The sequence below is a fragment of the Actinomyces sp. oral taxon 180 str. F0310 genome (assembly GCF_000185285.1).
In the GTDB taxonomy this organism is placed as follows: domain Bacteria; phylum Actinomycetota; class Actinomycetes; order Actinomycetales; family Actinomycetaceae; genus Pauljensenia.
Genome location: NZ_GL622194.1, coordinates 1,065,015 through 1,078,272 on the forward strand (window position 1 = coordinate 1,065,015; position 13,258 = coordinate 1,078,272).

Consider the following 13,258-nt stretch of genomic DNA (forward strand, 5'->3'; position numbering starts at 1 on the left):
GATCAAGCACACACGGATGTGCCGCATGCTTTCGAAAGGCGTTTCGCGCCATGTTTCCGCGATCTGAGCATCTCGCTTCGCTCGCTGCCGTTCGGCGCAACAGGAAAAATAATACGCAGGTTGCTCGACATCGTCAAATCGTGCGTACCGAATAGCCCTTCACACACTTTTCCGCAGAATTTAGCCGAATCGAACGATGTTTGAGACCGAACCCCGCCCAGAATCGCGCAATTTCATGTCCCAGACCACATGGATTGAGCGAAAGTGTGCTCCAGCGCTCTCAATCGAGGTTCCCTATTCGTCACGATCCCAGCCTCAGCCACCCGCAAGCTGCACCGACGGCAGAAACTATCACATTTCTTAGCAAAGTCTTTACCCTCCGTTGACCGAGACGCTATACTCAGTCCCATCAGCGCGGCCTCGCCGCGTCCACGAACATCCATCAACGCTAGGAACAACGATGAATGGAACCCTGCGTCCGGCCTTCGATCTCGCCGGCACCCTGGATACGATCTCGGGCTTCATGTACACGTACCTGCTCGTCGCCCTTCTCATTGGCGTCGGCCTGTACTTCTTCGTCCGCACGCGCGCGCTGCCTCTGCGGCTCTTCAAGGAAGCGATCCGCGTCGTGACCGAGCCTCCGCACGAGGAAGGCGAGGTTTCCTCGTTCCGCGCTCTGATGGTCTCCACGGCCTCGCGTGTGGGCGTCGGCAACATTGCGGGCGTTGCCACCGCGGTGACACTGGGCGGCGCCGGCGCCGTTTTCTGGATGTGGGTCATTGCGACGCTGGGTGGCGCCTCCGCCTTCATCGAATCGACTCTCGCGCAGATTTACAAGAAGCAGGGACCTCAGCACTCCTACGGTGGCCCCGCCTACTACATTCAGACGGCACTGAAGCAGAACTGGCTGGCTGCCCTGTTTGCCGTCGTTTTGATCATCACCTACATGGGTGGCTTTAACCTTCTTGCTTCGTTTAACGTCGCAGATGCCTTCACCGGGTATAGCTGGGCCAACGAGTGGACTCCCTGGATCATCGGTGCCATTCTCGCGGTTCTCATGGCCGCCTCCATCTTCGGTGGCACGCGCCGCCTGACCGACGTGACGGGCTTCCTGGTTCCGGTGATGGCGATCATTTACCTGGGCGTCGGCCTGATCGTGGTCGTGCTCAACTACCAGAACATCCCGGCTATGTTCTCTGCGATCTTCTCTAATGCTTTCGATTTCCCGGCGATCTTCGGCGCTTTCACCGGTTCGGCGATGATGTACGGGATCAAGCGTGGTCTGTACTCCAACGAGGCCGGTGTCGGTTCCGCTCCGAACGCCGCCGCCTCCGCTTCCGTGTCGCACCCGGCCAAGCAGGGCCTCGTTCAGATGCTGTCCGTCTTCATCGACACCATGATCATCTGTACGCTCACTGCATTCGTCGTCCTGTCCTCGGGCGTTGGAACTGATGGTGGCGTCACGGGCGCTCCCGTCGTGAAGGACGCGATGGCAACGGTTCTCGGCCAGAGCGTCGCGCAGGTCTTCGTCTCGGTCGCGCTCTTCCTCTTCGCGTTCACGACGCTGGTTGGTAACTTCTACTACGCAGAGGTCAACTTCCGCTTCCTGCTGCGCAACGTACACATGAAGCACTGGATGCTCACCGTCTTTCGTAGTGTCGCTGCGCTACTCGTCTTCGCTGGCGCTCTCCTCAAGTTCGAGGTCGCGTGGAACCTTGGCGACATCCTGATGGGGCTCATGGCTCTGATCAACCTGCCCGTCATCGTCATTCTGGGCAACCAGGCCATCCGCTGTGCCAACGATTATGTCGCCCAGCGCAAGGCCGGCCTCGAGCCGCACTTCAAGGCGTCCTCGATCGGTCTGAACCCCGATGAGCTTGACTTCTGGAAGGACGACGCCCCCGTCGGCGCCGAGAAGACCAACGCGTAAGGGGCCTCTCCCCCAGCAGACTTGCCCCGGCCTCGTCTGAATGAACGGACGAGGCCGGGGCTTCGTTATGCGCGACGGCGCGGCGGGCGGTTGCTACGCCGGCGCGTGAGCGAAGCGCGTTCGGATCTGCACTCCCCCGGTGTGCCCGCAGGCCGACAGGGCTCGAGCCACTGTGTCGGCAGCCCACCCGAGCATCTCAGGGCCCCCGTGCGGGGCGCGCAGAGCGGCAGCCACTCCGGCGCCGGAGGCCATGGAGGACTCCACGGCCAGCCCCATCTGCACACACGAGGCCAAGGCCTCGTCGAAGCCCGAGCAGGACAGGGGCTGCCTCGCGTAGCGTGCGCCCGCCTCCACGTAGATGAGTGGACCAGGGGCAACCAGGGACAAATCCAGCGCGCCGATTGGCAGGCTCCCGTCCTCCCACGGCATGTTCGCGGTGCAGCGCGCATACTCCGGCGGCAGGTCACACTCAAAGACGCACTCGTCGACGCGCACATCGGCGACGAGCTCGAGGGTGGCCACGGAAGCGATCACAGAGGCCACGAACGGGATACGTGCGCTCGTGTCCCCGAGCCACGTGTCGACGATGGCGTGGCACATCGCCGGGGTGGCGGCTGCCGCGGCAGACTCCCCTGCTACTCCGGATCCCCTCGCTCCATCTACTCCCGCACGACAAGACGGCGCCTCGAGGTCTCCGACGAAAAAGTCGAAGGCGTAGAGCCCGTGATGGGCTTGATTATCGTCGTAGTCCGCGAACCCCAGCCTCGTACCAACGAGCACGGAGAGGAACGCGTCGTAGAGGCACTCCCTGTCCTGCTCAAAGAGGTCCGCCGCGTGCGGCGCGCGCGGGGACATCTGCCCGCACAGCCAGGCGTACAGCGCCACGTAGCGCTCCTGCGAGGCGTGATCGTCGATTGTCATGGGAACCTCCTCGTTCTACCCTGCAACGCTTGCACCTTCATTATCGCAGAAACGCGAAGGCCCCGGCCTCGTCCGAGTGTCAAACGAGGCCGGGGCGAAGGGCGAGGCGGAACGCTCAGCGGGTGGCGAGCAGCGCCTCCTCGGCTTCCTTGGTCCACAGGCCGGCGGCGTCGAGCTTCGCGGCGACCGTCGGCAGCTTCTCGGCGAGCTCGGACACGGGGGTCAGGCCCAGGTCGTGCATCATCGGGAAGACCATGATCTTGCCGCCCGAGGTGCGGTCCATCACCGCGTTGATGGCGTCGCCGAAGCCCGCCATGCCGGTGATCGCCCACAGGGAGATCGTGGTGTCGATGATGCCGTCCTCGATCTTGCGCAGGACCGTGCGCATGTCGGAGACGTCCGAGCCGGAGGTGCCCAGCATGAAGATTCGGCGCTCGATGATGCCCTGCAGGTCGAAGTCGCCGAAGGTGCCGGCCGGGATTCCCGCGAAGGCGTTCAGGATGCCACCCTCGGCCAGCAGGTCGACGGCCTGGGAGACCAGCGCCGGAACGGGCACGAGGCACGTGGCGTAGGTGTAGCCGTACTCCAGGGGCGTCGAGGCCGTGTTGACGATGTCCAGCGGCACGCCGTTCTTCTGCGCGGTCGGGCCGACAACCTTCGTCAGGTTGGCCAGACGCTCGTCCGACAGGTCTGTGCCGACCACGCTGACGCCGGGAACACCCGAGGTGACGGCGCGCATCGTGTGCATGACGCCCATCGGGCCGGCGGCGCCGACGAAGACGCAACGGTCGTTCTCGCGCAGATCGCCGTTGGCGGGAATCCAGGCGTAGCCCTCGCGCGGGTCCGATCCGGTCGTGCCGCAGAAGCGGATGAAATCGTAGTGGACGCGGCCGATGTCCAGCGACACCTTGCGAGAAATGGTCTCACCGCCGAGGACGACACACATCGTGCCGCGGGTGCCGATGAGCAGAGCAGCCTTCTCGATGGCGTCGGCGTCCGCGCCGAAGAACACGACGTCGTCGAACTCACCCAGCGTCCCCTCGATGGCGTCGGCGGCAACACGCACGACCTCGGCGGGCTTGTGCTCGGCGGTCAGCGCGTCGATGTCGCCCTCGCCCACGACCAGCAGACGCCCACCGTCAGCAACGTGATCGCGCTCCGCCCACGCGTAGGAGCCCTCGACTGTCGCCCACGGCTCGATGAGGCCCACGGCGGCGGCCGACGGGCCCTCCGACACGTGGATCAGGAACTCTTCGCCGTCCGGAGACACGACGCAGCGCTCGTCGACGACGACGTACTCCTCGAGGGCGCCGTCGAAGTTGTAGCCGAAAGCGCCGTTCGACTTCGCGGTGCGCAGGTGCTTCCAGTCCGCCTGGACCAGCAGACGATCGCCGACCTTGAAGTGCGTGACCTCCTCGCCGACCTGCACGACGCGGACGACGGGCTCGTGGCCCGGCGTCACAGCCTCCTGGTTCGGGTGGTAGGACGGAATGTCCTTCAGGGCGTCCAGGTCAATGCCCGCCACCACGTCGGACTTGCGCGGGTGGCCATCGAACTGGTGGAGCAGCTTCGTATCAGAGAAGCAAATGCCGCAGGCCTCAACCTCGAGCATGATCTGCGTCGGGCCAACGGGATCAACGGGCTTCGCCGGGTTAACGACGAACTCCTCCTTGCCGACGATCTGAATCGCGTACTGGGTGGAGGGAATCTCGGTCATGACTGACTCCTTGACTGGGAAAACTACTGGACGTGGGATGACTGGGGACGAGGCCGGGGAGCCCGGGAGGAAACCACTGACGGTCCCCGGCCTCGCGAGTGATCAGGAGAGCATCACCTGGCCGCCCGTGACGGGCACGGCCTGGCCGGTCTCGTATTCCTGCTCAACGATGTAGAAGATCGCGCGCAGGACGTCAATGCCCTGGGCGCCGCGACGCATGGGGACCTTCGCCTCGTAGAACTCCTTGACGTCGGCGACCGTCTTGGCGCCGGGGACCTTGCCGGAGTTCAAGTACTGAACGAAGAGGCCACGGTCCGGGTCGGACCACAGCGGCCCGTCGTAGAAGTTGCCGGGGCAGATCGCGTTGACCTTCACACCGTGAGCAACCATCTCGAGGGCGAAGGACTGGACCAGGCCGATACCGCCGAACTTCGAACCCGCGTAGGCGGCGTTCTTGTTCGAGCCCACCAGGCCGGACTTGGAGTTGATCTGGATGATGTCGGTCAGCCACTCGGGGGCGGTCGAGTGCTGGCGTGCCAGGAGCTGGCCCAGGTGCTTCGTGACCAGGAAGAAGGCCACGTAGTTGATGTCCGTGGACAGGCGGAACGCGGCCGCGTCCTGCTCGAGGACGGAGCCGGCGCGCACGATGCCCGCGTTGGAGACCACCAGGTCGAGGCCGCCGGTGACGCGCTCGATCTCGGCGGCCATCGCGGCGACGGACTCCTCGTCGGCGACGTTGACGGTGATCGGGTGGGCGACGCCTTCGCCGCCGAGCTCGGCCGCCTTGGCTGCGGCGCCCTCACCGTTCAGGTCGGCGACGTACACAAAGCATCCGGCGTCCACCAGGCCGCGCGCGATCTCCGCGCCGAATCCCTGGGCGCCACCCGTCACGAGGGCGACGCGGCCGTTGATGGCCCGCTCGCCGGTGGCGGTGGCGCGAACCTCGAAGGTCTCTTCACCAGCGCGCACGACGACGGGAAGCTCCGTCTCCTTCAGGGAACAGGGGCACACCTCGGTGAGCGGGCCGTCGAAGGTGACGGTCGGCTCGGCGTCGCTGGGTGCCACGATGACCGGGCGGCCGAGGGCCTTCAGGAAGAGGCCGCGTACCTCGGGGGCGTTACTCATGATGTCTCTCTTTCTCGACGATGATCGTCAGTTAATCGATGTGGCCCGGGCGGCAACCGCGGCGGCGTCCTCGCCGTCGGCAATCGCGCGACCCAGGGGCGCGTACTGGCTGATACGCTGGGCGAGCGCCTCGGGGGTCAGGCGACCCGTGCGGCCCAGCAGGTGCAGGGAGGGATCCACGCAGGACAGGGCCTCGTGCGCGACGAGGGCCCACGTGGCCTCGTTGAGGTCCGCGAACTCTTCGCGGCGCAGCTCCTCGCAGGTGAAGCGCTGTCGGGGCTGGTTGATGTCCACGCCTGAGATCTCGAGCATGCCGTGGGCGGCCGCGAGCGCGTGGATGCGCTCCAGCTGCTCGGAGGTGTTGCGCGGGGGCATGTAGGTGACGGCGCGCAGGCCGATGGACTCCATGTACTCGAAGAGCTCATCGAGGAAGTCGTCCTCGAATTTCTCGGCCTTCTTATCTCCCGTCGGCGAGGCTGACACGTCGCCCAGGTAGGCGTAGGTGGCGATCGCTCCGATGGAGTCGGCGAAGGCCACGACCTCGGCCGCGCTCGGCAGTTCGTCGGTGGGCTGAATGTAGATGCGGTCCAGGTAGTTGGCCTTGAGGACTCCCAGCAGGTCGTACATGAGGTGCGGGTTGTCGGAGTCGGCCAGGACGCGCGCGAGGGACTCGGGGATTTCGACGCCCATGGAGTCCAGGCCCTGGACCAGGGCGGGGCCGCGGCCGAAACCGCGGATGAGGGCCGAGGCCATGGCGGCCAGCAGGTGACGCTCGGTGATACCGCCGCCGTTTGCGTACTGCGAGATGCCTACCATGTCGACCTGCGGGTCGAAGGGCTCCAGGCTCAGGTCGGTGAGGATCTTGTTGGCGCGCTCGGCCATCGCCAGCGTGCGCTCGAGGCGGGCGGCGCGCTTGGGGGCCAGCCACTGCGCGACCTTCTCACGTGCCGGAGCGGGCACGCCCTGGACGGTCATGTAGGCGACGCCCACGGAATCGGGGTTGTTGAGCTTGCGCTGGGCGAGCGCGGTGCCCTCGCCGAAGCGAGCGCGGATCTCGAAGCCGGTAACGGAACCCATGCCCAGAATGCGGGTCGCCTCGCTCATCTCGGCCGCCGCGCCGATGGAATCGTGATCGACGGAGCCGACGACCCTCAGTCCCGCGCGTCGAGCCAGGAGGGCGGCGTGCGTGGGGGTGTAGGGGCTAAAGGAGAAGCACGTGTGAATGTGGTTATTTGACTCGGGCACCCAGCTCGGGAAGTGCTCGTTCGCGACCACCGCGCGCAGCGCCTCGATGCGCTGGGCCGGGGTGGAAGCCGGGTCGTTGGTGATGTCCATGGATTCCGCCATCTCTTCGTTGGGTGGAGAAAAAAGCTCTTGTCTCACGATTGTGGGCGAGGCCGGGGCACAGGTGAGGAGGAGATTGCCCCGGCCTCGCCGGGCTCGCATCAGGAGTGCGAGCCGGGAGCGGGGGCGGGCCGGAAAGGGGGACGGCCCGCCCCCAAGGCCCTACAGACCGGCGCGGTTCAGACGCGCGATCTCAGCCTCGGTCGCGTGCTTCGTGGTGGGCACGTGTCCGGGCAGCGGCAGGATGCGCTCGTGGATGGCATCGAGGATCCACGAGACCTGCGGGAAGAAGAACGACTCAAGCTCGGGTCCGGGCGTGATGCCGTTGCGCGAGCCAACCACGGCGATGGGCGCGTCGAGCGCGTCGAAGGCCAGGGTTTGCACGTTCGCTGCCACCGTGTTGAGGAAGGATCCGCGCTCGACCGCGTCCGAGGTCAGGAGCAGGCGGCCGGTCTTCTTCACGGAAGCGATGAGCTTGTCGTAGTTCAGCGGGGCGACGAAGCGCAGGTCGATGACCTCGGCGCTCAGCCCGTACTTCTCGGCCAGCACGTCCGCCGCCTCGAGCGCCTTGTAGACGGTGGCGCCGTATGCCGCGATCGTGATGTCGCTGCCCTCGCGGCGGATGGCGGGCTCGCCCTCTTTGGTCTCGTAGTAGCCCTCCGGGACGCCGCCGGGTTCGAAGTCCTCGCCCTTGTCGTAGAGCTTCTGGGACTCGAAGAAGACGACGGGGTCGGTGCCCGACAGCGCGAGGTTCAGCATGCCCTTGGCGTCCGTGGGCGTGGTCGGGAAGTAGACCTTGAGGCCGGGGATGTGGGCGGTGAGCGCGCTCCAGTCCTGGCTGTGCTGAGCGCCGTACTTGGCTCCCACGGACACGCGCAGGACGAGAGGCATCTTGAGCAGGCCGGCACTCATCGACTGCCACTTGGCCATCTGGTTGAAGACCTCGTCGCCCGCGCGGCCCAGGAAGTCGCAGTACATGAGCTCAACGACCGCACGCCCGCCGGCCATCGCGTAGCCGACGCCCGCGCCGACAATGGAGGCCTCGGCGATCGGCGAGTTGAAGAGGCGACGGTAGGGCAGGGCCTCCGTCAGGCCGCGGTAGACGGCGAACGCGCCACCCCAGTCGCGGTTCTCCTCGCCCCATGCGGCCATCGTCGGATCGATCTGGAAGCGGTGCAGCATCGCCTCGAACAGGCCGTCACGGAACTGGTACATGCGCATCTTCGAGACGGGCTTCCCGTTCTCGTCAACGCTGGTGCGCACCTTCTTGGCCAGGGCCTTCACGCGCGGGTTGTCCTCCAGGTCGATCTCGGGTGTCGCGTCGTCGAAGGACTCGACCTTCTCGTTGGAGAACATGACGGAGTCGATGTAGCCGTCGGCAACGCGCGGGGTGGCCTCGTCGTCAATGGCGAGCTTGAGGACCTTGACCAGCTTGTCGGTCAGGGAGGACGTGTAGGAGTCGATGTCGTCGCGCGTGGTCAAGCCGTTGGAGATGAGGAGGTCGGAGTACTCCTTGATGCAGTCCACCTGCTCCCACAGGTCGACCTCTTCCTTCGTGCGGTACGAGGAGGCGTCCGACGGGGAGTGGCCGGAGAAGCGGTAGGTGATGGTGTCCATGAGGACGGGGCCGCGGCCCTCCTCCAGGATCTTCTTCTTGCGAGTGGTCGCGTCCGCGACGGCGAGCGGGTTGAGTCCGTCAACGCGCTCGGCGTGCATGGCCTCGGGGTTCAGGGCCGCACCTACGCGAGCGAGGATCTCGTAGCCCATGGTCTCGCCGAAGGTCTGGCCGCCCATGCCGTAGAAGTTGTTGAAGAAGTTGAATAGGATCGGCGGGTTGCCGCCGTCCTCCTCGCGCCACAGGGAGCGGAACTGATCCATCGAGGCGAAGTTGAGGGCCTCCCACACGGGGCCGCACGCCAGCGCGGCGTCACCGACGTTGGAGATGACGATGCCGGGCTTGCGGTTGATGCGCTTGAAGAGCGCGGCACCGTTGGCGATGGGGGCGCTTCCGCCCACGATCGCGTTGTTCGGGTAGGAGCCGAACGGCAGGAAGAAGGTGTGCATCGATCCGCCAAGGCCGCGGTTGAAGCCCGACTTGCGGGCGAAGATCTCAGCGAGCGCGCCGAAGAGGATGAAGTTCTCCGTCAGGTCCTTCGTGTCCGAGTAGCCGATCTTTTCCGCGTAGGACAGGGTCTCACCGCCCAGGAAGCCCTTCATGATGTCCTCAAGCTGACCATCGTCCATCTGGTGCATGGCCGAGTAGCACTTGGCGAGGATCTCACCGTGAGAGCGGTGGGAGCCGAAGATGAAGTCCTGTGGGCTGAGCACGAAGCTCTGGCCGACGTAGGCGCTCTCCTGGCCGATGCCCAGGTGGGCGGGGCCGCGATGGTTGTACTCAACGCCCTCCCAGGCGCCGGTCTTCTTGATGGAGTCGAGCATCGACTCGAAGGTGCGCACGACGATCATGTCGTGGAGCATCTGGACCAACCCGTCCTTGCCGTAGCGGGCGATCTCGGTGTCGCGGTCGAAGCGGTACTGGTTGACCGGGATGTCGGGGAACTTCACGTGCCCCGGGCGACGCACCTCGGAGGGGTCGATGATGAGAGACTTAGTCATTTTTTCTACTCTTCCTTGACGTAGGGGTTCGTTAGAGCGTGACGGCCCAGGCGGCCTCGCGGATCACTTCGGAGACCGTGGGGTGAGGGAAGACAACCTGGCGCAGGTCCTCGACGGTGAGCTCCATCTCGAGGACGGCCTGCGCTCCCCAGATCATCTCGGCGGCGTAGGCGCCCAGGACGTGGATGCCGAGGACCTGATGCGTGTCTGGGTCCACGAGGATCTTCGCTTCGCCCGGAGCCTTGAAGCCGTTCTCGGCGATGAAGCGCCCGGACATGAGGGCGGGAACCTTGGCGACGAGGACCTCGCGGCCTTCGCGCTTGGCGGCGGACTCGGTCAGACCGACGCCGGCAGCCTCGGGGATCGAGAACACGGCCCACGGGACGGTGTGCCAACGCATGACCTCGCCGCGCTTCTTGGCGGCAGGGTCAAGAATGTTCGCCGAGGCGATCTCCGCCATGCGGTAGGCGGCGTGTGCCAGGAGCGAGCGTCCGGTGACGTCGCCGATGGCCCACACGTTGGGCAGGTTCGTGCGCATCGTGTCGTCGACGACGATGCCGCGGTTGATCTCGAGACCGGCTTCCTCGGCCCCCCAGCCCGCAGTGGCGGGACGGCGGCCAACCGCCATGAGGACGACGTCGGCTTCGACGCGCTTCTTTTCCTCGCCCTTGGAGTAGTGGACGGTACCCCCGTCGAGGGACTCGACGCGGCAGCCCAGTTCGAAGGTCACGTCCGTCATGGCGGCGCGCGCCTTGGCGGCGAGGTCGTCGTCCATGAAGGGAAGGATCTCGGGGGCCATCTCGATGACGGTCACCTGCGAGCCGAGGGTGGCGTACAGGGAGGCAAACTCGACGCCGATGACGCCTCCGCCGATGATCGCCAGGCGCTCGGGCACCTCAGGCAGGGACAGGATGCCCGTCGAATCCACGAGTGCCGGGTTGTCCTGCGTGCCGGGCAGCGGCGGCATGGCCGGGACCGAGCCGGTGGCGATGATGACGTGGTCCGAGGTGTAGGTCGTTCCCTCAACGGTGACGCGACCGGGGGCATCGAGGTGGCCTCGACCATTGATGACGGTGACTCCCGCCTTGCGCTCGGTGGCGGCCACGCCCGCGACGAGGCCGCGCACGACCTGGTCCTTCCAGGCCTGCATCTGCGCCCAGTTGACGGCCACGCCCTGGGCGTCCACGCCGAACTGGCTGGCTTCCTTGGCGTGCAGGTAGTTCTTCGCGCCGTTGAGCAGGGTCTTGGTGGGAATGCAGCCCACGTTCAGGCAGGTGCCTCCCAGGTACTGCTCCTCCACCAAGGCGACCTTCTTGCCCGCGTGGCCGAGGCGCTCGGCGGCCAGGTAGCCGCCGGGGCCGGCCCCCAGGACGATGACGTCGAAATGTGTCTCGCTCATGTGTGTTCCTCTTTCTCAGGCCAGGACGGTCACGTCGATGTTCTCGATGGCGGCGACAAGGTCGCGCAGGAAGCGCGCTCCGTCCGCGCCGTCAATGACCTGGTGGTCGATCGTCAGCGACAGGTTGAGGCGCTGCTGGACGCCAACGGCGCCGTCGGGGGCGAGGACCGGGCGCGGGGTGATCGCGCCGACGCCGAGGATCGCCGTCTGGGGAAGGTTGATGACGGGGGTGAAGGTCTCGATTCCGAAGGATCCGATATTGGACACCGTGAAGGTTCCACCCCCCAGGTAATCGGGCGACAGGGTGCCGTCGATCGCGGCGCCCGCGAGGCGCTTGGCCTCGTCGGAGAAGGCCTTGAGGCCCAGGGACTGCGCCGAGCGGATGACGGGAACCAGGAGGCCGCGCGGGGTGTCGCACGCAAAGCCGAGGTGGACCTGCTCGAACTCGGTGAGGACACCATCCTCGAGGTGTGCGTTGAAGACCGGGTACTTGGGCAGGGTGCGCGACACGGCGAAGCAGACGAGGTCGTTGAGGGTGATCTTGTTCAGGCCGAGGGCCTCGTCGGCGTTCTTGACCTTCTTGCGCAGGGCGAGGATGCCCGCAGCGTTCGCGCTCGTGTTGAGCGTGAGCTGAGCCGTCGTGGTCAGGGACTCCATCATGCGCTTGGCGACCACCTTGCGCACTCCCTTGAGCGGGGAGGAGGTGGAGGCCCCGGGGAAGTCGGCGGCCGGAGCGGGGGCGGGAACGGCGGCGGGCGCGCTCGCCTCGGGGGCCCGGTTTGCGTCCGCGACGCTGACGCGCCCTCCGATGCCGGTGCCTTCCGTGGCGCTCACTCCCGCGGCGCGCGCGGCGGAGGTCAGGGTGGGGCCGGCCGCGATCGCGGCGGCAACGTCGCGTTCGATGACTCGCCCGTGGGGACCCGACCCCTCGGCGATGGCCGAGGCGTCCACGCCGGAACTGGCGGCCAGGGCACGGGCGCGCGGAGAGACGGCTCCCGTGGCGCGCTCGGTCGCGAAGGCGGGGGCGGCCTGCTCGGGGGCAGCGGCGGCCTGCCCGGGAGCGGCGGCAGCCTCGACCGACTCGCTGGCACCCTCGCCTCCGGGGACGAGGCCCGAGATGTCTTCTCCGGGCGCTCCGACGATGATGAGGGGATCCTTGACGGGGACCTCGTCGCCTTCCTCCCACAGGAGCTTCAGGACGGTTCCCTCAGCGGTCGAGGGCACCTCCATCGTCGACTTGTCGGTCTCGATGGACGCGAGGGTCTGGTCGACGGCGACGGTGTCGCCCTCGGCGATCATCCACTCGACGATGATGCACGACTCAACAGAGTTGCCCAGCTGGGGCATCACCACGATGGTGGCCATGTATTTCCTCCTAGACGATGCGCAGCTTCGTGCGCTCGGCCAATTCCTTGATGGATTCTTCGGGGATCTCATCGTCGGTGATGATTCCGGTGACCTGGTCGATCCCCATGAAGCTGACAAAGCCGGCTTCCCCGTACTTCGAGGAGTCGGCAAGCAGCCACGTCTCTTGCGCGCGGGTGCGCATGATGGAGCCGACCTGTCCACCCTCCACGAGTTGGGTGGTCAGGCCGCGATCAACGCTGAAGCCGTCGGTTCCAAGGAACGCGACGCGCGCGTTGAAGTCATTGATGGCGCGCTCGGCGACCGGCCCCACCAGGGACTCGGACTCGGCGCGGAAGTGCCCGCCCGTCAGCGTGATGTTGAGGCTGGGGTTGGAGCGGGCGTTGGCGAAGACGAGGACGGAGTTGGTCAGGACCTGGACCCCGCGCTTGCCGGTCAGGTACTTGACGATGAGCGCGCACGTCGTCCCCGCCTCGATCATGATGCGGTCGTCGTCGTGAATCATGTCGGCCGCGGCCCGCGCGATGCGCTCCTTCTGTTCGACGCGGTCGCTTTGGCGCAGGTGAATGTTGCGGAAGGTGGTGGGGCGGGCTCCCCCGTGGGTGCGCACGAGGTACCCCTGCTCGTCCAGGGTCTTGAGCGACGCGCGAACGGTGACGGGGGAAACCCCCAGATCCGAGGCAAGCTGAGCGACGCTCACCTCACCCTCGCGGGCGAGGCGATCCAGGATGTAGTTCGTGCGTTCCTCTGCACGTCCCATGGGCACCTCATTTGCGGATGAGCAACATCTCTGTCGCTTTGCCTTTCGTTAAGGACAGAATAGTCACTAAAACGAAAGTAT

At 66.1% G+C, this 13,258-nt stretch carries 10 protein-coding genes; 2 read left to right on the forward strand and 8 right to left on the reverse strand.

Going from position 1 to position 13,258, the window contains the following annotated elements:
• Positions 1–204: hypothetical protein (locus tag HMPREF9006_RS10825; RefSeq protein WP_232209829.1), on the forward strand; the 204-nt coding region annotated here is incomplete at its 5' end.
• Positions 205–460: 256 nt separating this feature from the next.
• Complete coding sequence (locus HMPREF9006_RS04605; RefSeq protein ID WP_009212396.1) at positions 461–1,930, forward strand: alanine/glycine:cation symporter family protein; 1,470 nt, start codon at positions 461–463, stop codon at positions 1,928–1,930.
• A 93-nt stretch (positions 1,931–2,023) separates the two neighbouring features.
• Here the strand turns inward: HMPREF9006_RS04605 and HMPREF9006_RS04610 are convergent, their stop codons facing one another.
• From HMPREF9006_RS04610 to HMPREF9006_RS04645, 8 genes are all read right to left on the reverse strand, one after another.
• Complete coding sequence (locus tag HMPREF9006_RS04610; protein ID WP_009212397.1) at positions 2,024–2,851, reverse strand: hypothetical protein; 828 nt, start codon at positions 2,849–2,851, stop codon at positions 2,024–2,026.
• Positions 2,852–2,966: 115 nt separating this feature from the next.
• The gene (locus HMPREF9006_RS04615) at positions 2,967–4,568 is read right to left on the reverse strand and encodes an alcohol dehydrogenase catalytic domain-containing protein (RefSeq protein WP_009212398.1); all 1,602 of its coding nucleotides are present in this window, start codon (positions 4,566–4,568) and stop codon (positions 2,967–2,969) included.
• Positions 4,569–4,670: 102 nt separating this feature from the next.
• Positions 4,671–5,693, reverse strand: a complete 1,023-nt coding sequence (locus HMPREF9006_RS04620; RefSeq protein WP_009212399.1) for an SDR family NAD(P)-dependent oxidoreductase — start codon at positions 5,691–5,693, stop codon at positions 4,671–4,673.
• 27 nt (positions 5,694–5,720) lie between these two features.
• Positions 5,721–7,028 (reverse strand): PHP domain-containing protein, encoded by a 1,308-nt coding sequence (locus HMPREF9006_RS04625; RefSeq protein WP_232209830.1) that lies wholly within the window; start codon positions 7,026–7,028, stop codon positions 5,721–5,723.
• Positions 7,029–7,199: 171 nt separating this feature from the next.
• A complete protein-coding gene (locus HMPREF9006_RS04630; RefSeq protein ID WP_009212401.1) occupies positions 7,200–9,653 on the reverse strand; it encodes an alpha-ketoacid dehydrogenase subunit alpha/beta in 2,454 nt (817 codons plus the stop codon).
• Positions 9,654–9,684: 31 nt separating this feature from the next.
• Positions 9,685–11,052, reverse strand: a complete 1,368-nt coding sequence (gene lpdA, locus HMPREF9006_RS04635; protein ID WP_009212402.1) for a dihydrolipoyl dehydrogenase — start codon at positions 11,050–11,052, stop codon at positions 9,685–9,687.
• Between the two features lie 15 nt (positions 11,053–11,067).
• The gene (locus HMPREF9006_RS04640; protein WP_009212403.1) at positions 11,068–12,417 is read right to left on the reverse strand and encodes a dihydrolipoamide acetyltransferase family protein; all 1,350 of its coding nucleotides are present in this window, start codon (positions 12,415–12,417) and stop codon (positions 11,068–11,070) included.
• A 10-nt stretch (positions 12,418–12,427) separates the two neighbouring features.
• Positions 12,428–13,177 (reverse strand): DeoR/GlpR family DNA-binding transcription regulator, encoded by a 750-nt coding sequence (locus HMPREF9006_RS04645; RefSeq protein ID WP_009212404.1) that lies wholly within the window; start codon positions 13,175–13,177, stop codon positions 12,428–12,430.
• Positions 13,178–13,258 lie beyond the last annotated feature (81 nt).

What these genes read in the sequence shown, in the direction of transcription:
- HMPREF9006_RS04640 (WP_009212403.1), bottom strand. Translation starts at nt 12,417, where the DNA reads ATGGCCACCATCGTGGTGATGCCCCAGCTGGGCAACTCTGTTGAGTCG.
- HMPREF9006_RS04625 (WP_232209830.1), bottom strand. Translation starts at nt 7,028, where the DNA reads ATGGACATCACCAACGACCCGGCTTCCACCCCGGCCCAGCGCATCGAG.
- HMPREF9006_RS04620 (WP_009212399.1), bottom strand. Translation starts at nt 5,693, where the DNA reads ATGAGTAACGCCCCCGAGGTACGCGGCCTCTTCCTGAAGGCCCTCGGC.
- lpdA (WP_009212402.1), bottom strand. Translation starts at nt 11,052, where the DNA reads ATGAGCGAGACACATTTCGACGTCATCGTCCTGGGGGCCGGCCCCGGC.
- HMPREF9006_RS04605 (WP_009212396.1), top strand. Translation starts at nt 461, where the DNA reads ATGAATGGAACCCTGCGTCCGGCCTTCGATCTCGCCGGCACCCTGGAT.
- HMPREF9006_RS04610 (WP_009212397.1), bottom strand. Translation starts at nt 2,851, where the DNA reads ATGACAATCGACGATCACGCCTCGCAGGAGCGCTACGTGGCGCTGTAC.
- HMPREF9006_RS04615 (WP_009212398.1), bottom strand. Translation starts at nt 4,568, where the DNA reads ATGACCGAGATTCCCTCCACCCAGTACGCGATTCAGATCGTCGGCAAG.
- HMPREF9006_RS04630 (WP_009212401.1), bottom strand. Translation starts at nt 9,653, where the DNA reads ATGACTAAGTCTCTCATCATCGACCCCTCCGAGGTGCGTCGCCCGGGG.
- HMPREF9006_RS04645 (WP_009212404.1), bottom strand. Translation starts at nt 13,177, where the DNA reads ATGGGACGTGCAGAGGAACGCACGAACTACATCCTGGATCGCCTCGCC.